15 protein-coding genes and 2 tRNA genes are annotated in these 18151 nt (G+C 60.7%); 14 read left to right on the top strand and 3 right to left on the bottom strand.

The window, feature by feature from the left end; genetic code table 11:
• The first annotated feature begins 6 nt into the window (after positions 1-6).
• Positions 7-543 carry an oligoribonuclease gene (gene orn / locus ACYASU_RS20710; RefSeq protein ID WP_463583886.1) on the top strand — a complete coding sequence of 179 codons (537 nt, stop codon included), beginning with the start codon at positions 7-9 and terminating at the stop codon, positions 541-543.
• A 117-nt stretch (positions 544-660) separates the two neighbouring features.
• Positions 661-1272: a trimeric intracellular cation channel family protein gene (locus tag ACYASU_RS20705; RefSeq protein ID WP_122533826.1), complete on the top strand. Its 612-nt coding sequence runs from the start codon at positions 661-663 to the stop codon at positions 1270-1272.
• 12 nt (positions 1273-1284) lie between these two features.
• Here ACYASU_RS20705 and queG read toward each other — a convergent pair whose 3' ends face one another.
• The gene (gene queG, locus ACYASU_RS20700; RefSeq protein WP_463583885.1) at positions 1285-2403 is read right to left on the bottom strand and encodes a tRNA epoxyqueuosine(34) reductase QueG; all 1119 of its coding nucleotides are present in this window, start codon (positions 2401-2403) and stop codon (positions 1285-1287) included.
• Between the two features lie 62 nt (positions 2404-2465).
• Here queG and ACYASU_RS20695 point away from each other — a divergent pair, with 62 nt between their 5' ends.
• The 12 genes from ACYASU_RS20695 (at position 2466) to ACYASU_RS20640 (ending at position 17574) form a co-directional block, all read left to right on the top strand.
• Positions 2466-3962, top strand: coding sequence for an NAD(P)H-hydrate dehydratase (locus tag ACYASU_RS20695; protein WP_463583884.1), 1497 nt, complete (start codon positions 2466-2468; stop codon positions 3960-3962).
• Positions 3950-4420: a tRNA (adenosine(37)-N6)-threonylcarbamoyltransferase complex ATPase subunit type 1 TsaE gene (gene tsaE / locus ACYASU_RS20690; RefSeq protein ID WP_192171096.1), complete on the top strand. Its 471-nt coding sequence runs from the start codon at positions 3950-3952 to the stop codon at positions 4418-4420. The genes ACYASU_RS20695 and tsaE overlap by 13 nt, the downstream gene beginning before the upstream one ends.
• Before the next feature lie 13 nt (positions 4421-4433).
• Positions 4434-5873: an N-acetylmuramoyl-L-alanine amidase gene (locus tag ACYASU_RS20685; protein WP_463583883.1), complete on the top strand. Its 1440-nt coding sequence runs from the start codon at positions 4434-4436 to the stop codon at positions 5871-5873.
• Between the two features lie 50 nt (positions 5874-5923).
• The gene (gene mutL, locus ACYASU_RS20680; RefSeq protein WP_463583983.1) at positions 5924-7855 is read left to right on the top strand and encodes a DNA mismatch repair endonuclease MutL; all 1932 of its coding nucleotides are present in this window, start codon (positions 5924-5926) and stop codon (positions 7853-7855) included.
• Positions 7855-8826: a tRNA (adenosine(37)-N6)-dimethylallyltransferase MiaA gene (miaA, locus tag ACYASU_RS20675; protein ID WP_463583882.1), complete on the top strand. Its 972-nt coding sequence runs from the start codon at positions 7855-7857 to the stop codon at positions 8824-8826. The genes mutL and miaA overlap by 1 nt, the downstream gene beginning before the upstream one ends.
• Before the next feature lie 105 nt (positions 8827-8931).
• On the top strand, positions 8932-9192 hold the full coding sequence (hfq, locus tag ACYASU_RS20670) for an RNA chaperone Hfq (RefSeq protein WP_019691505.1): 261 nt from the start codon (positions 8932-8934) through the stop codon (positions 9190-9192).
• A 12-nt stretch (positions 9193-9204) separates the two neighbouring features.
• Complete coding sequence (gene hflX / locus ACYASU_RS20665; RefSeq protein WP_463583881.1) at positions 9205-10506, top strand: ribosome rescue GTPase HflX; 1302 nt, start codon at positions 9205-9207, stop codon at positions 10504-10506.
• A gap of 96 nt (positions 10507-10602) precedes the next feature.
• The gene (gene hflK, locus ACYASU_RS20660) at positions 10603-11784 is read left to right on the top strand and encodes an FtsH protease activity modulator HflK (RefSeq protein ID WP_192171092.1); all 1182 of its coding nucleotides are present in this window, start codon (positions 10603-10605) and stop codon (positions 11782-11784) included.
• Positions 11784-12653: a protease modulator HflC gene (gene hflC / locus ACYASU_RS20655; RefSeq protein ID WP_122533818.1), complete on the top strand. Its 870-nt coding sequence runs from the start codon at positions 11784-11786 to the stop codon at positions 12651-12653. Before hflK ends, hflC begins: the two co-directional genes overlap by 1 nt.
• A 290-nt stretch (positions 12654-12943) precedes the next feature.
• A complete protein-coding gene (locus ACYASU_RS20650) occupies positions 12944-14131 on the top strand; it encodes an ATP phosphoribosyltransferase regulatory subunit (RefSeq protein WP_463583880.1) in 1188 nt (395 codons plus the stop codon).
• A 54-nt stretch (positions 14132-14185) separates the two neighbouring features.
• Positions 14186-15478 carry an adenylosuccinate synthase gene (locus ACYASU_RS20645; RefSeq protein ID WP_122533816.1) on the top strand — a complete coding sequence of 431 codons (1293 nt, stop codon included), beginning with the start codon at positions 14186-14188 and terminating at the stop codon, positions 15476-15478.
• A 161-nt stretch (positions 15479-15639) separates the two neighbouring features.
• A complete protein-coding gene (locus ACYASU_RS20640) occupies positions 15640-17574 on the top strand; it encodes a methyl-accepting chemotaxis protein (protein WP_346629333.1) in 1935 nt (644 codons plus the stop codon).
• A 74-nt stretch (positions 17575-17648) separates the two neighbouring features.
• On the opposite strand, the gene ACYASU_RS20635 is transcribed toward ACYASU_RS20640, so the two are convergent.
• Together ACYASU_RS20635 and ACYASU_RS20630 are read right to left on the bottom strand one after the other, a co-directional pair.
• A tRNA-Leu gene (locus tag ACYASU_RS20635) sits at positions 17649-17735 on the bottom strand.
• A gap of 195 nt (positions 17736-17930) precedes the next feature.
• Positions 17931-18017 (bottom strand) — tRNA-Leu (locus ACYASU_RS20630).
• Positions 18018-18151: the final 134 nt, after the last annotated feature.

Below are 18151 nucleotides of genomic sequence, written 5' to 3'. Positions count from 1 at the left end.
CGACATATGCAGAACAAACAGAATCTGATCTGGATCGACCTGGAAATGACCGGTCTGGACCCTGATAACGACGTCATCATCGAGATGGCAACGATCATCACCGACAGCGAACTCAACACCCTGGCCGAAGGCCCGGTCATCGCGGTTCACCAGAGCGATGAGCTGCTGAACGGCATGGACGAGTGGAACACCCGTCAGCACGGTGGCTCCGGCCTGACTCAGCGCGTGCGCGAAAGCAACATCTCCAACGACGAAGCCGAGGCCATGACGCTTGAGTTCATCAAGCATTGGGTCCCCGAGCGCAGTTCGCCCATCTGCGGCAACAGCATCTGCCAGGATCGTCGCTTCCTGTACAAGCGCATGCCGACGCTGGAAAACTACTTTCACTACCGCAACCTCGACGTCTCGACGCTCAAGGAGCTGGCCGCACGTTGGTCGCCTGATCTCAAGTTCAAGAAGGGCAGCACTCACCTCGCGCTGGACGATATCCGTGAGTCGATCGCCGAGCTGCGTTTCTATCGCGAGCACTTCATCAAGTCCTGATGACAGGGCGCCGGCGGCCAAGCGCGGTCGCCTGGAGAGGGAGCAAAGCTAAACGCTCTCTTTTGGTGCCCCGGTCGAGTGGTTAGACTGCGCCCCTTTCTCGCAGGGACTGCCGCCATGTTGTTGATGCTCTACCTGATCGCTATTACGGCCGAGGCCATGACCGGCGCGCTGTCCGCAGGCCGTCGCGGCATGGACTGGTTCGGTGTGGTGCTGATCGCGTGCATCACGGCATTGGGTGGCGGTTCGGTTCGCGACGTGCTGCTGGGGCATTACCCGCTGACGTGGGTCAAGCACCCTGAATATCTGATCCTCACCAGCGTCGCGGCGCTGGTGACGATTTTCATCGCACCGCTGATGCGCCATCTGCGCTCGTTGTTTCTGGTGCTCGATGCACTGGGGTTGGTGGCGTTCACACTGATCGGCTGCATGACCGCGCTGGACATGGGCTTGAGCATGACCGTCGCCGCCGTGAGCGGGGTGATTACGGGCGTGTTTGGCGGGATCCTGCGGGATATTTTCTGCAACGACATCCCTCTCATCTTCCGCCGCGAGCTGTATGCCAGCGTGTCGTTCGCCGCCGCGTGGTGCTTTTTGCTGTGTCAGTACGCCGGGTTACCGGTGGAGCAGGGCACCCTGATCACCCTGTTTGGCGGGCTGTTGCTGCGGCTGCTGGCAATCAGGTTTCGCTGGGAAATGCCCAAGTTTGTTTACAAAGACGGGCATTGAGTCAGGGCGCTGTTAGAGCACGCGTCCTGGGGCCCTCGCTTCATGCTGTCGCAACGCCCATTCCACATGCTCGCGCACCATCTCAGACGGATGCTCCCGCCGCGCTTTCAGCGCTTCGATCACGGGGATGCTAGACGGCGCGTTACCCAGCCCCACGGCCAGATTTCTGAGCCACCGCTCATACCCGGCGCGCCGCAACGGTGAGCCTTCGGTGTTGCTCAGGAAGGTCGTTTCATCCCACAAAAAAAGCGTCGTCAATTCGGCGTTATCAAGGCCGTGGCGCGGCTTGAAGTCTGTCTGATCGGTGGGCCGGGCGAAGCGATTCCACGGGCAGACGATCTGGCAGTCATCGCAGCCAAACACCCGATTGCCGATCAGTGAGCGCAAGTCTTCGGGGATCGACGTCTTTAGCTCGATGGTCAGGTAGGAAATGCACTTGCGCGCATCCAGTACGTAGGGCCCGACGAAGGCGTTGGTCGGGCAGACGTCCAGGCAGGCGGTGCAGCGCCCGCAATGCTCGGTGGCGTGTGGCGCGTCTACCGGCAGCGGCAGGTCGACGAACAGTTCGCTGAGGAAGAAATAACTGCCGGCCTTGCGATTGAGCACCAGTGTGTTCTTGCCGATCCAGCCCAGCCCGGCCTGCTCGGCAATGGCCTTCTCCAGCACCGGTGCGCTGTCGACGAACGCGCGAAACCCGAACGGCCCGATCGCCTGTTGAATGCGCTCCGCCAGTTGCTGCACGCGCTTGCGAATCAGCTTGTGGTAATCACGGCCCAGCGCGTAACGGGAAACGTAGGCCTTCTCGGGCTGCCCCAGCAGTTGGGCCATCTGCGTGTCGCCGGGAAGATAGTCCATGCGCAACGACACCACGCGCAGGGTTCCTGGCACCAGCTCGTCCGGATGCGAACGTTTGCTGCCATGCGCTGCCATATAGTCCATCTCGCCGTGGTACCCGGCGTCGAGCCATCGCTCCAAGTGCTGCTCGTGCTCAGCCAGGTCTAGCCCCGAGATCCCGACTTGCTGAAAGCCAAGCTCGCGCCCCCAACCCTTGATCGATTGGGCAAGGTCGGTCAGCCCGGCCGCCGAGAGGGGCGTTGAGGCTGTGGATGGATCTACAGTTATCGCGGACATGCAAGGAGGACACCGGGGCGCAGGTGCGTATAATTCTGCCAGACATCGGAGCCCAAAGACGCATGTTGCACAGCAAACCCCCATTTCCCGACGCACTGTACAGCGCCGCTCAGGTCCGCGACCTCGATGCGCGCCTGATTGCCGCCGGCACGCCCGGCTTCGAGCTGATGCAACGGGCCGCCCATGCCGCGTGGCGGGCAATACGCCGCTGTTGGCCTGAGGACAAACAGCTGACGGTGATGGCCGGTCGCGGCAATAACGCAGGTGACGGCTATCTCATTGCTGCGCTGGCCCGACGTGCCGGTTGGCAAGTTAACGTGCTGGCCGTGGGTGATTGCGACGCGCTGGCCGGCGATGCCCGTTCGGCCTATGAAGAGGCCGTCGCCGCTAATGTCGATATTCAGTCATGGCAACAGCAGGCGCTGGCCGGCATCGTGGTCGACGCGTTACTGGGGACTGGACTGACGGGCGACGTGCGCGCGCCTTACGCTGCGGCCATTGAAGCCATCAACGACAGTGAGTTGCCGGTCGTGGCCATCGATCTCCCTTCGGGACTGTGCGCAGATACGGGGCGAACCCTCGGCTGTGCCGTTCACGCCTATCTCACCGTCACCTTCATCGGCCTCAAGGTCGGGCTGTTCACCGGCGATGCGCCCGAGCTGGTGGGTGAGCTGGTGTTCGATGACTTGCAGGCGGACGCCGAGATCATTCGCCAGACGCCAGTGAGCGTCAAACGGCTGGATACTTTCAATCTGCCCACCTTGGCGCCTCGCTCACGCACTGCGCACAAGGGCATATTCGGCCGCGTGCTGGTGGTGGGCGGCGACCGGGGCTTCGGCGGCGCGGCATTGCTCGCCACTGAAAGCACGCTGCGCACCGGCGCGGGCATGGTCACGCTGGCAACGCGGCCGGAACATGTCAGCGCCGCGCTGACGCGATTCCCCGAAGTCATGAGCGCCGGCATCAGCTCGGCCAACCAGATGCGCGCCTTGATCGAGCCCGCGTCGGTGCTGGTGGTCGGTCCGGGCCTCGGTCAGCACAGTTGGGGGAAAAGCCTGTTGTCGGCGGCTGCCAACGCGCCGTTGCCGCAGGTCTGGGATGCCGACGCATTGAATGAGCTGGCGACCGGCACGGTGCAACTGCCCGAGGGCAGCGTAATCACCCCGCATCCTGGCGAAGCCGCGCGGCTGCTGGGCACCGATACCAAACACATTCAAGCCGATCGTCCGGCTGCGGCGCGGGCGCTGGCTAAAAAATTTAACGCTGTATGCGTTTTAAAAGGCAGCGGCAGCCTGATCGCCAACCCTGTCGGTGACCTCTCACTGGCCAATCATGGCCATCCGGCGATGGCGACCGGCGGGCTGGGCGATGTGCTGTCCGGTGTCATCGGCGCGCTGATGGCGCAAAAGATGAGCGCCTACGACGCTGCCTGTCTGGGCGTCTGGCTGCACGCCCTCGCCGGTGAGCAATGTGGCGCCAGCGGGCGAGGGCTCGCTGCCGCTGATCTGATTCCTGTTATTCGCCAGCTTCTGGAGGAGCACCAACCGTGTCTGAGCTAACCCTGGAGCTCATGGGTGAAGAGGCCATGACCCACTTCGGCGCACGTATTGCCCAAGTGACTGAAAGCAATGGGATTATTTTTCTGGAGGGCGACCTGGGGGCGGGCAAGACCACGCTGTCCCGAGGGATCATTCGCGGCCTTGGCCATACTGGCGCGGTTAAAAGTCCGACGTTTACGCTGGTAGAACCTTACGAAATTGGGAGAAACCGCGCGTATCACTTTGATCTCTACCGACTTGTCGATCCAGAAGAGCTAGAATTCCTCGGCATCCGGGACTATTTCGAAGGCGATGCCCTTTGTCTCATCGAATGGCCCAATCTTGGTGCAGGCTTTTTGCCAAAGCCTGACCTGATCATTACCATAAGGCCGCTCGATCAAGGTCGAGCGCTGACGCTGAGCCCTAAAAGCTCCCGTGGTGAGCAGTGGTGTGCCGCTTTGGCGCCGTCGTTTAAATAGAAATTCATTAGATATGGGGTTTGGTATGCGCATGCGCGCGCTGGTTACTGTGATTGGACTGCTGCTGGCGACACTGGCTGTCGACGCGTTGGCCGCTTCACAGGTACGAAGTGTCCGCTTATGGCGTGCTCCGGATAACACTCGGCTGGTTTTCGACCTGTCTGGCCCCGTTCAGCACAGCGTCTTCACGCTGCAGTCCCCTGATCGTCTGGTCATTGATATCAATGGCGCCACCCTGGGTGGGCCGCTGAACGTGCCGACAGCCAACACGCCGATCACCAGCATGCGCTCGGCGCAGCGCACGCCTGACGACCTGCGCGTGGTCATCGACCTGAAAAAGGCGGTGACACCAAAGAGTTTCACCCTCGCGCCGAACCAGCAATACGGAAACCGTCTGGTCGTCGACCTGTACGACAACGCCGCCGATGCCAATCCGCCGCCGTCGGTTGCCGATACCCCGGCCACTGCTGCTCCGGCGACGCCTGCGGTCCCGGTCAGTCCGTCCAAACCTGAAATCAAACTCACCCCTGTGCCGAATGGCAAGCGTGACATCGTCGTCGTCATCGATGCCGGTCACGGCGGCGAAGACCCAGGCGCGTCCGGCGGCCGCGGTGAGAAAGAAAAGAACGTCGTGCTCGCGATTGCCAAGGAGCTGCAGCGCCAGATCAACGGCGAGAAGGGCTATCGCGCAGAGCTGACCCGCACCGGCGACTACTTCATCCCGCTGCGTAAGCGCACGGAAATCGCACGCGCCAAGGGCGCTGATCTGTTCGTCTCCATTCACGCCGACGCGGCGCCTTCCTCGGCGGCGTTCGGGGCTTCGGTGTTTGCTTTGTCCGAGCGCGGCGCGACTTCTGAAACCGCACGCTGGCTGGCGGACAGTGAAAACCGTTCCGACTTGATCGGGGGCGCCGGGGCTGTGAGCCTCGATGACAAAGACCGCATGCTCGCCGGCGTACTGCTTGATCTGTCGATGACCGCGTCGCTGACTTCAAGCCTGAACGTCGGCCAGAAGGTTCTGACCAACATCGGCCGCGTGACCTCGTTGCACAAATCCCGCGTCGAGCAGGCCGGATTCATGGTGCTGAAGTCGCCGGACATTCCGTCGATTCTGGTCGAGACCGGCTTTATCTCCAACGCGGCGGAAGCGAACAAGCTGGAGGGGGCAAGCCACCAGCAGGCGTTGGCGCGTTCCATCACCGCCGGCGTGAAGCAATTCTTCCAGCAGAATCCGCCGCAAGGTACGTACATCGCCTGGCTGCGGGACAACGGCAAACTCGCCATGGGTGCGCGCGAGCACACGGTCCGTCCCGGCGAATCGCTGAGCATGATCGCGGCGCGCTACGACATGACCATGCCGATGCTTCGCACCGCCAATCATTTAAGTTCTGACGAATTAAAAGTCGGCCAGCAACTGAGAATCCCCAGCGCAGAACTGGCAGGTGAGCCGTGACTGACCTGTTGCTCGGTGATCAGGAACTGGATGTCAGCGTAAGCGCGAATTTGCCTGCGGCAGAAGCCGCGCGTATCCAGCTGCTCAGCCCACGGCTTGCCAACCAGATTGCTGCGGGCGAGGTCGTCGAACGGCCGGCGTCGGTGATCAAAGAGCTGCTCGAGAACAGCCTTGATTCCGGCGCGCGTCGCATCGATGTCGACGTTGAACAGGCCGGCATCAAGCTGCTCCGTGTTCGCGACGACGGCGGCGGTATTTCTTCGGATGACCTGCCCCTGGCGCTGGCCCGACATGCCACCAGCAAGATCCGCGAGCTGGAAGACCTTGAGCGCGTCATGAGCCTTGGTTTCCGGGGTGAGGCGCTGGCCTCAATCAGCTCCGTGGCCCGTCTGACCCTGACGTCGCGCACCCGCGATGCTGATCAGGCGTGGCAGGTCGAGACCGAAGGCCGCGACATGGCTTCTCGCGTTCAGCCTGCTGCGCACCCTGTCGGCACCTCCGTGGAAGTGCGCGACCTGTTCTTCAACACCCCTGCGCGGCGCAAGTTTCTCAAGGCTGAGAAGACCGAGTTCGATCATCTCCAGGAAGTCATCAAGCGCATGGCGCTGGCGCGTTTCGACGTGGCCTTTCACTTGCGCCATAACGGCAAGACCGTCCTGAGCCTGCACGAAGCGCGCGATGATGTATCGCGTGCGCGACGGGTGTCGGCCATTTGCGGTCCCGGGTTTCTGGAACAGGCGCTGCCGATCGAGGTCGAGCGCAACGGTTTGAGGTTGTGGGGTTGGGTCGGGCTGCCGACGTTCTCCCGCAGTCAGGCCGATCTGCAGTATTTCTTCGTCAATGGCCGCGCGGTCCGCGACAAACTGGTTGCCCACGCGGTACGTCAGGCTTATCGCGACGTATTGTTCAACGGCCGGCATCCGACCTTCGTGCTGTTTTTTGAAGTCGATCCGGCGGTCGTCGACGTCAACGTTCACCCGACCAAGCATGAAGTGCGGTTCCGCGACGGGCGCACGGTTCACGATTTCCTCTACGGTACGCTGCATCGGGCGCTCGGCGATGTACGGCCTGAGGATCAGCTTGCAGGTACGACCTCGGTCACCGCGCTGGTGCGCCCAAGCGGGCCGGATGCCGGCGAGTTCGGGCCCCAGGGCGAAATGCGTCTGGCCAATAACGTGCTGGAAACGCCACAAGGTCAGGCCTGGAACCCGCCCGCCGGATCCGCCCCCGGCTCGGGCAGCGGCGCGGGTTATCAGTATCAGTACACGCCGCGGCCGTCGTCGGTGCTTCCGGCTGAAGAGGCGCGAGCCGCTTACAGCGAATTCTTCGCCCCGTTGCCCGGCGTGCAGGCTCCGATGAGCGCAGGCAGCGTTTCGTTGCCCGAATCTCAGGGCGATGTGCCGCCGCTGGGCTATGCCCTCGCTCAGCTCAAGGGTATTTATATCCTGGCGGAAAACGCCCACGGGCTGGTGCTGGTGGACATGCACGCGGCCCACGAGCGGATCATGTATGAGCGCTTGAAAATCGCCATGGCCAGCGAAGGCCTGAGCGGTCAGCCGCTGCTGGTGCCGGAGTCCATTGCGGTCAGCCAGCGCGAGGCCGACTGCGCCGAAGAGCATATGACGACCTTCCAGCAACTGGGCTTCGAATTACAGCGCCTCGGCCCCGAGACGCTCGCGATCCGGCAGATCCCTGCACTGCTCAAGCAGGCTGAGGCGAATCGACTGGTGCTCGACGTGCTGGGCGATCTGATGGAGTACGGCACCAGCGACCGTGTTCAGGCGCACATGAATGAACTGCTGGGCACCATGGCGTGCCACGGCGCGATTCGCGCCAACCGGCGTCTGGCCATTCCGGAAATGAACGGCCTGCTGCGTGACATGGAAAACACCGAGCGCAGCGGTCAATGCAACCACGGACGGCCCACCTGGACCCAGCTGGGTCTGGATGATCTGGACAAACTATTCCTGCGCGGTCGCTGATGAGTGCTCTTCCTCCGGCCATCTTCCTGATGGGGCCGACCGCCGCCGGGAAAACCGATCTCGCCATCGAGCTGACCAAGGTGCTTCCGTGTGAGCTGATCAGCGTGGATTCCGCGCTGGTGTATCGCGGCATGGACATCGGCACCGCCAAGCCATCAAAGGCACTTCTGGAAAAGTATCCGCACCGGCTCATCGATATTCTCGACCCCGGCCAAAGCTACTCTGCGGCGGATTTTCGAACCGATGCCTTGCAGGCGATGGGGGAAATTACCGCCCGGGGAAAAATTCCCCTGCTGGTGGGCGGCACGATGTTGTATTTCAAGGCTCTACTGGAAGGCCTGGCCGATATGCCTGCGGCTGACGCCGAGATTCGTGCGCAGATTGAGGCGCAAGCGGCCAGTCAGGGTTGGCAGGCACTGCATGATGAGCTGGCGAGCGTCGATCCGGTATCGGCAGCGAGAATTCACCCCAACGATCCTCAGCGGCTGGTTCGTGCGCTGGAAGTCTATCGGGTGAGCGGAATGAGCATGACCGCGCACCGTGAACAACAAAGTGCGCAAAGTGCTCAAGCGAGCGCTTCGGGGCGTCATCAATTGCCCTATACTGTCGCAAATCTCGCGATCGCACCGACGGATCGCAAGGTGCTCCACGACCGAATTGCTGTGCGTTTCAGGCAAATGCTTGATGAAGGATTCGTTGAAGAAGTCGTAGCGCTACGTTCGAGGGGTGATCTGCACTCGAATTTACCGTCTATAAGAGCTGTAGGGTATCGCCAGGTCTGGGATCATCTGGACGGCAAGCTGACTCGGGATGAGATGCAGGAGCGCGGCATCATTGCCACGCGCCAGCTGGCCAAGAGGCAGTTCACCTGGTTGCGCAGCTGGCAGGATTTGCACTGGTTGGACAGCCTGGCTAGCGACAATCTGTCACGCGCCTTGAAATACCTGGGGTCGGTCTCCATATTGAGCTGAGTCCTTGCAATAGCCGTCTATCCTTGGGGGATAGCCTTCGGGAGGTAGCGGCCCAAGCCAACGTTTTCGAAATTTATTCTATTGATCCTTAAAGGAGTGCGGCACATGTCAAAAGGGCATTCGCTACAAGACCCTTACCTGAACACTTTGCGTAAAGAAAAGGTTGGGGTTTCGATCTATCTGGTAAACGGCATCAAGCTGCAAGGCACTATCGAATCTTTTGACCAGTTCGTTATTTTGCTGAAGAACACTGTCAGCCAAATGGTCTACAAACACGCCATCTCGACTGTCGTTCCTGTCCGCCCGATTCGTCTGCCTAGCGCTACCGAATCCGAGCAGGCTGACGCCGAGCCAGGTAACGCCTGATAGGAGTCTGCTTTGTTCTTTGAGCGCCACAGTGGTGGTGAGCGGGCGATCCTCGTTCACTTGGATGGTCAGGACCCTGAGGCGCGCGAAGATCCGCAGGAGTTCAGGGAACTGGCGCTGTCGGCCGGTGCCGATATTGTCTCGTTCGTCAACGTGCCAAGACATCGGCCTACGGCCAAATATCTGGTGGGCAGCGGCAAGGTCGAGGAATTACGCGACCTGGTCAAAACCGAAAAGTCAGATATCGTCATCTTCAATCATGTCCTTACACCCAGTCAGGAACGTAACCTCGAACGTGTTTTCGAGTGTCGCGTGCTTGACCGTACGGGCCTGATTCTCGACATCTTCGCCCAACGGGCGCGCACCCACGAAGGCAAGCTGCAGGTCGAACTGGCCCAGCTTGAGCACATGAGTACGCGGCTGGTCCGTGGCTGGACTCACCTTGAGCGTCAGGGCGGTGGTATCGGTCTGCGCGGCCCGGGTGAAACCCAGCTTGAAACGGATCGACGTCTGTTGCGCGTGCGCTTGCGTCAGATCAAGGGCCGGCTTGAAAAAGTCCGCAGTCAGCGTGATCAGGCTCGTCGTGGCCGGTCCCGCGCCGATATCCCTACGGTGTCGATCGTTGGCTATACCAACGCCGGCAAGTCAACGCTGTTCAATGCGGTGACCGACTCCGACGTCTATGCGGCCGATCAACTGTTCGCGACCCTCGACCCGACCCTGCGCCGTCTTGAAGTCAAAGACCTCGGGCCGATTGTGCTGGCCGATACGGTGGGTTTTATCCGCCATTTGCCGCACAAGCTGGTTGAGGCCTTTCGGGCTACGCTCGAAGAATCGAGCAACTCCGATCTACTGCTGCATGTGATCGACGCTCACGAGCCCGATCGCCTTGAGCAGATCGAGCAGGTCATGGTGGTGCTGGGCGAGATTGGCGCCCAGGACTTGCCGATGCTCGAGGTCTATAACAAACTCGATCTGCTCGAAGGGGTGGAGCCGCAGATTCAACGCGATGCCGATGGCAAGCCGCAGCGGGTCTGGGTTTCTGCCCGTGACGGACGCGGTCTGGATTTGCTCAGGCAAGCCATCGCTGAAGTATTGGGCAATGATCTCTTTGTGGGGACGTTGCGCCTGACGCAGGAGTTCGCCCGGTTGCGTGCCCAGTTTTTCAACCTGGGCGCGGTGCAGAGCGAAGAGCACGACGAAGAAGGCCGGAGTCTTCTGGCTGTTCGGTTACCCCGAGTTGAATTCAATCGCCTGGTGAGTCGCGAAGGACTGCAGCCGCTCGAATTCATCGAGCAACACACTTTGCAATAAAAGCCTGACAAAGCGGTTGTACCGCTTTGACGGGCATTCTGTAGCATTGGTCGGCGCGCCGCGGGCGCGTCTTTGCTTTATCAGATGGAGAGCGCTATGGCTTGGAATGAGCCGGGTGGCAACTCGAATAATCAGGATCCTTGGGGTGGTAAGCGCAAGGGCGGCGACCGCAAGGGGCCACCGGATCTCGACGAGGCCTTCCGTAAGCTGCAGGAAAGCCTGAATGGGTTGTTCGGTGGTGGCAAGAAACGCAGTGGCGATGGCGGCGGCAGCGGCGGTGGATCGAGCAAGGGCGGTGGCCTTGGCCTGCTCGGCATCGGTCTGGTCGTGCTGCTCGCCATCTGGCTGTACAACGCAATCTATGTGGTCGACGAGCAGGAGCAGGCCGTTGTGCTGCGCTTCGGCAAGTACTACGAAACCGTCGGGCCGGGTCTGAACATCTATTTCCCGCCGTTCGATCGCAAGTACCTCGAAAACGTGACGCGCGAACGTGCGTATAGCAAGCAGGGCCAGATGCTTACCGAAGACGAGAACATCGTCGAAGTGCCACTGACCGTGCAGTACAAAATCACCAATCTGCAGGATTTCGTGCTGAACGTTGATCAGCCTGAAGTCAGCCTGCAGCACGCGACCGAAAGTGCCTTGCGTCATGTGGTCGGTTCAACCGCCATGGATCAGGTGCTGACTGAAGGTCGTGAGTTGATGGCCAGCGAAATCAAGGAGCGGCTGCAGCGCTTCCTCGATACCTATCGCACCGGCATCACCGTGACTCAGGTCAACGTGCAGAGCGCTGCGGCGCCACGCGAAGTCCAGGAAGCGTTCGATGACGTGATCCGCGCCCGTGAAGACGAGCAACGCTCACGCAACCAGGCTGAAACCTATGCCAACGGTGTGATCCCGGAAGCACGCGGTCAGGCTCAGCGTATCGTCGAAGACGCCAACGGTTATCGCGATGAAGTGGTCTCTCGGGCCAAGGGTGAGGCAGATCGCTTTACCAAGCTGGTCGCCGAGTACCGCAAGGCACCGGAAGTCACGCGTGAGCGTCTGTATCTGGACACCATGCAGGAAGTCTTCAGCAACACCAGCAAGGTACTCGTGACCGGCGACAAAGGTCAGAACAACCTGCTTTACCTGCCGTTGGACAAAATGATCGATAGCAGCCGTAACGGTTCCAATTCGTCTACCGCCGGCGGCGCTGCTGCTGCACCGGCAGACCCGGGCTCACGGGCAGCGGACATGCAACAGCAGCGTGACACGCGCACTAGGGAGACTCGCTGATGAGCAATAAATCTCTGGTTGCCCTGATTGTCTGCGTCGTGTTGGCCGTGGTCGCATGGAACAGCTTCTACATCGTCGCTCAGACCGAGCGCGCGGTGCTCCTGCAGTTCGGTCGCGTGGTTCAGGCGGATGTTTCGCCAGGTTTGCATGTGAAGATTCCTTACGTGAATCAGGTGCGCAAGTTCGATGGTCGCTTGATGACCCTCGATGCGCCGACTCAGCGTTTCCTGACGCTGGAAAAGAAAGCCGTAATGGTTGATGCCTATGCCAAGTGGCGTGTGAAGGACGCTGAGCGTTTCTACACCGCGACATCCGGCCTGAAGCAGATCGCCGATGAGCGCCTTTCCCGTCGTCTCGAGTCCGGTCTGCGCGACCAGTTCGGTAAGCGCACCCTGCACGAGGTGGTCTCGGGTGAGCGTGACGCGCTGATGGCTGACATCACTGCGTCGCTCAACACCATGGCCGGCAAAGAGCTGGGCATCGAAGTGGTCGATGTCCGGGTCAAGGCTATCGATCTGCCGAAGGAAGTGAATCGCAGTGTGTTCGAGCGCATGAGCACCGAGCGTGAGCGTGAAGCCCGCGAGCATCGCGCCAAGGGTAACGAACTGGCTGAAGGCATTCGTGCCGACGCCGATCGTCAGCGCCGCGTTCTGTTGGCTGAAGCGTATCGCGAGTCTGAAGAGGCCCGCGGTGATGGTGATGCTCAGGCGTCCGCCATTTACTCCAAAGCCTACGGTCAGGATCAGGAGTTCTATGCGTTCTACCGTAGCCTGCGTGCCTACCGTGAAAGCTTCGCCAACAAAAGCGACGTGATGGTGCTTGACCCAGGCAGCGAGTTTTTCCGCTATCTGCAAAAGTCCAAGCCGTAATCGCATCAGCACTTGATCACTCCGCCGGGCGGCAAAACTGCCCGTCGGGGTGATCGCGCGACAAAACGTGTGTATGATGCGGCAGCCGGGAAATTCCCGGCTTTTTTGCGTCTGCACGATTGATTGGCCGTGGCGTGTTCCGTGCGCGGCAGTTTTTTCGAGGACAGTGTTCACGCTATTGCGGCGCATCAGGCAGGGGAGGTTTCCTTGTCCTGCGCCCGTAGAATGCTGTCTGCTTCACTCAAGGCTTGCCCAAGGGCCGGCCGCCCGGATCATAGGGGAAAGGCGTAATGGCAACGGTTGACCGCTGGCTGCTGCCGGATGGCATCGAAGAAGTACTGCCGCCGGAAGCTGCGCGTATTGAAGTCGCGCGTCGTCAGGTGCTGGATCTGTTTCAGAGCTGGGGCTACGAGTTTGTCGTCACCCCGCACATCGAATACCTCGAATCGCTGCTCACCGGTGCGGGCCAGGATCTGGATCTGCGCACCTTTAAAGTCGTCGACCCGCAATCGGGTCGGCAGATGGGGTTCCGCGCGGACATCACGCCGCAGGTCGCCCGCATCGACGCACACACTTTGCGCCGTGAAGGCCCGAGCCGTCTCTGCTACGCAGGCAGCGTGCTGCATGCCCAGCCGCGTGCGTTGTCTTCCTCGCGCAGCCCGATCCAGCTGGGTGCCGAGCTGTACGGCGATGCGAGCCCGAGCAGCGACGTCGAAGTCATCAGCCTCATGTTGGCGATGCTGCAACTGGCTGACGTGCCGGACGTCCATATGGACCTGGGCCACGTCGGGATTTACCGCGGCCTTGCCCGCGCTGCCGGGTTGTCCGGCGAAGTCGAGCAACAGCTGTTTGATGCACTTCAGCGCAAAGCCATCGACGAGGTCAGTGCGTTGACCGAAGGTCTGTCGGCGGATCTGGCCAGCATGCTGCGCGCGCTGGTGGATCTGTGTGGCGACCGTAGCGTGTTGGCACAGGCTCGCGACCGTCTGGCGAATGCGCCGGCGCCGGTCATCGAAGCGCTGGATGATCTGCAGGAAATCGCCGAACGTCTGTCGGCCCGGTTTCCTGAGCTACCGTTGTATTTTGACCTCGGCGAATTGCGCGGCTACCACTACCACACCGGTGTGGTGTTTGCGGTGTTCGTCCCGGGTGTTGGCCAGTCGATCGCCCAGGGCGGTCGGTACGATGACATTGGTGCCGACTTCGGTCGTGCGCGCCCGGCGACGGGGTTTTCCACCGATCTGAAAACCCTGGTGACACGCGGTCAGGCGCAGATCGAGCTACCGTCAGGCGGTATCTGGATGCCGGACAGCACTGATGCGGTGCTGTGGCAGAAGGTCTGTCAGCTGCGCGCAGAAGGTCAGCGTGTGGTTCAGGCCTTGCCAGGCCAACCGGTTTCAGCGGCGCAAGACGCCGACTGCGATCGGCAATTGATTCAGCAGGGCGAGCGTTGGCAGGTAATGCCGCTGGCCTCTTGAGTTTCCCCGCCGGCCGCTGCCGGCACCAAGTTTGCGCGAATGAGGACAAGTGTTATGGGTAAGAATGTCGTAGTCCTGGGCACCCAATGGGGTGATGAGGGCAAAGGCAAGATCGTTGATCTGCTGACCGAACATGCAACCGCGGTAGTGCGCTATCAAGGCGGCCACAACGCTGGCCACACGCTGGTGATCGACGGCGAGAAAACCGTCCTGCACCTGATTCCGTCCGGCGTTCTGCGCGAAGGCGTGCAGTGCCTGATCGGCAACGGTGTGGTTGTTGCGCCTGATGCACTCATGCGCGAAATCACCAAGCTGGAAGAGAAAGGCATTCCGGTGCGCGAGCGTCTGCGCATCAGCCCGTCCTGCCCGCTGATCCTGTCCTATCACGTGGCCCTTGATCAGGCCCGTGAAAAAGCCCGTGGCGAGCACAAGATCGGCACGACCGGTCGTGGCATCGGCCCGGCTTACGAAGACAAGGTTGCGCGTCGTGGCCTGCGCATTGGTGATCTGTTCCACCGCGAACGCTTCGCCGCCAAGCTGGGCGAGCTGCTGGATTACCACAACTTCGTTCTGGTGAATTACTACAAAGAGCCGGCCATCGACTTCCAGAAGACACTCGACGAGTGCATGGAATACGCCGAGCTGCTCAAGCCGATGATGCTCGACGTGACCGCGACGCTGCACGAAATGCGTCGCGCCGGCAAAGACATCATGTTCGAAGGTGCCCAGGGTTCGTTGCTGGACATCGACCACGGTACCTACCCGTACGTCACCAGCTCGAACACCACTGCCGGCGGCATCGCCACCGGTTCGGGCATGGGTCCGATGTACCTGGATTACATCCTGGGCATCACCAAGGCCTACACCACTCGCGTGGGTTCGGGTCCGTTCCCGACGGAGCTGTTCGACGACGTCGGCGCGTTCCTGGCCAAGCGTGGCCACGAGTTCGGTGCAACCACCGGCCGTGCCCGCCGCTGTGGCTGGTTCGACGCTGTTATCCTGCGCCGCGCCATCGACGTCAACAGCATCTCGGGCATCTGCCTGACCAAGCTGGACGTGCTTGACGGTCTCGAGACCATCAACATCTGCGTGGGCTACAAGAACGAGAACGGTGCAGTGATCGACGCCCCGACCGACGCTGACAGCTACATCGGCCTGGAGCCGGTGTACGAAGAAGTGCCGGGCTGGTCCGAGTCGACCCTGGGTGCCAAGACCCTGGAAGAGCTGCCTGCCAACGCTCGCGCTTACATCAAGCGCCTTGAAGAACTGGTTGGCGCACCGATCGACATTATTTCGACGGGGCCTGATCGCAACGAGACGATCGTTCTGCGTCACCCGTTCGATTGATAAGTCGTTGAAACACAAACAAAGGGTCGCTTCGGCGGCCCTTTGTTTTGCCCGTTGGCTTGCACCTCAATCAAACCCGCCACTGCGGCACGACCCTTGCTGTGATTCCACGTATTACGCGATGCCATCATTTTAATGGCGTGTGTTGTGGGGGATTTCCTGTGTCGGCTGTTACTTCTCTTCTGCGCAGTCGCTTGCTGCGACCCGTATTCATTGCTCTTGGTATCGCCCTTGTGGTGCAGGTGCTGGTTGCCGTCGCCCTCACTCGGAGCACCGTTACTGCGCTCGAGGCTGAACTGGCGGCGCGGCTGAGTGTAGATTCGCAACACTTGACCGGCGAACTGGAACAGGCAAGCCGCGACGTAACGTCCAGTCTGGACAGTCTTTCGCAAAATACACGTCAGCGCCTGAGCGCGGGCCTGTCGACGCGTCTGAAAGATGAACAGAAGCAGCTGCGTGCGACGCTGGAGAAAGACCTGCGGGATTCAGCGACGGACATGGCCGAGCTGTTGGCTGCTGTCGCGCCACGGGCGATGTGGGATGGCGATACGCCAACGCTGTCGGAGTTCGCGCGCCGTGCGCAACGCAATCCGAACGTGCTTTTTGTGGTCTACGACGATGCTCAAGGTGAGCACCTGACGCGTTATCTGAATCGTGAGAACGAATCGATCAAGGCCCTGCTGGCGAAAGGCGAGGGCGAGCGTGCCATGGACAAGGTCCTGAATGCGGCGCAGAAGGATCCTTCGGTTTATTACGTCGAGGCTTCGATCAGCCCCAACGGTGTGGAAATCGGCAAAGTACGCATGGGCGTATCGACCACGTCGGTGGAAGAGAATCTGGCGGCGTTGGACAAACGCTTCGTCGCGTTGATCGGCAGCGGTGATCAACTGGTTTCGGAAAGTCTGGGCGGCGCTGCGGCCGAGAGTTCTGCCGCATTGCGCTCGCGTCTGCAAACGGCGCAATCGTCGGCCACTGCGATGGCAGCCAATACCAGTTCCGCTGTACAGGAGGCTGCGTCCACGTTGCGCTGGAGAATCGGCGTCGGGCTGTCTCTGGTGGGACTCGGTGTGCTGGTGGTGTTGGCCATCGTGCTGGGGCGCCGCGTCGTGTTGCGCTTGCAGCTGCTCAATCGTGCGCTGGATGATCTGGCAGCAGGCGAAGGCGATCTGACCAAGCGCGTCAAACTCAACAGCAACGATGAGATAGGCGATATGGCTGCGGCGGTGAACCGCTTCGTCGACAAATTGCAGCCGATCGTTCGAGAGGCGGGCGATGTGGCGCAACAGACGGGGGTTGAGATCGGCGCCATGAGCAAACGCAATGCGGGCGCCGGCGCTGCCGCCGAGTTGCAGCGTGATGAAGTGGCTGCCAGCCTTCAAGCGCTGGCGCAGATGGCTGACGAGGCGCAGGCCGAGAGCCAGGCGATGCAGGCAGCATTGCGGCAGGTGGTGGACATTCGTCAGGCGACCGATGAAAACACGCGCACCTCCAATCAGGTGGGCAGCCTGATTGAGGCGCTGGCCGGGCAGGTGGAGACCGGTTCCCAGGTCATCGAGCGGCTGGCGCAGCAAAGCCAGCAGATTGAAGTGGTGCTGGAAGTGATCCATGGCATCGCCGAGCAAACCAACCTGCTTGCCCTCAACGCGGCCATTGAGGCAGCGCGTGCGGGCGAGACCGGTCGAGGTTTCGCCGTTGTCGCCGATGAAGTGCGCGCGTTGGCGAGCAAGACGCAAAGCTCAACGGGCGATATTCAGGAACACATCGCCAAGCTGCAATCCGGGGCACGCGAAGCGGTGGCCACGATTGGTCTGGCCGGGCGTCAGGCCAAAGAAGGCTTGGCGGTATTGAAGGACAGCGCGCGGCTACAGCAGTCGGTGCAGTTGTCTGTCGAGCAGGTTCATGCGGCGATTGGTTTAGCGACCCGTGCGGCAGAGCATCAGGCTCAAGGCGCGCAAGCAGTACGAGGGCGCGTAGAAGTCATTCACGCTCAAGCCGAGAAGGCTGCGCAGGCCGTGGTGGAAACAACCGCCAGCGGCAAGACGCTTGACAGGCTTGCTGCTCAGCTCAAGGCGAGTCTTGGGCAGTTCCGTGCGTAGTCGCCTGTACGGACGGGGGTATTGCAGCCCCCCAGAAAGCACAAAACCGAGCACTTGGCTCGGTTTTGTTTGTTTGGTGCCCAGAAGAAGACTCGAACTTCCACGACCTTGCGGTCACCAGCACCTGAAGCTGGCGTGTCTACCAATTTCACCATCTGGGCATGGCGCTGATTTAATTAGATTTTTCGTGGGAGTGCAACTGAATTTTTGAATTTCTTCGGGAGGCGGTTGAGCGATTCATTTGCCGCGTGGGACAGGGCAGGGAGAAGTGATCTACGCTGAGGGCAGTTTTGCCAGGCTTGACTTTTCAAACCGCAAAATGCACAAAACCGAGCCTAAGCTCGGTTTCGTTGAATTGGTGCCCAGAAGAAGACTCGAACTTCCACGACCTTGCGGTCACCAGCACCTGAAGCTGGCGTGTCTACCAATTTCACCATCTGGGCAGTTCGTTGATTTCATTCGATATTTCGTTTGATTTCAACTACAACTTGGCAGTGCCGTCGTTGTGGGGCGCATCTTACGGAGGAGATTGAGGGCTGTAAAGCCCCCGTGCAAAAATAATTTGAAATAGCGAAAA

This window comes from Pseudomonas sp. HP_12, from assembly GCF_055283955.1.
Note: the sequence above shows the minus strand (reverse complement) of the source record. Positions and strands in the feature narration are given on the sequence as shown.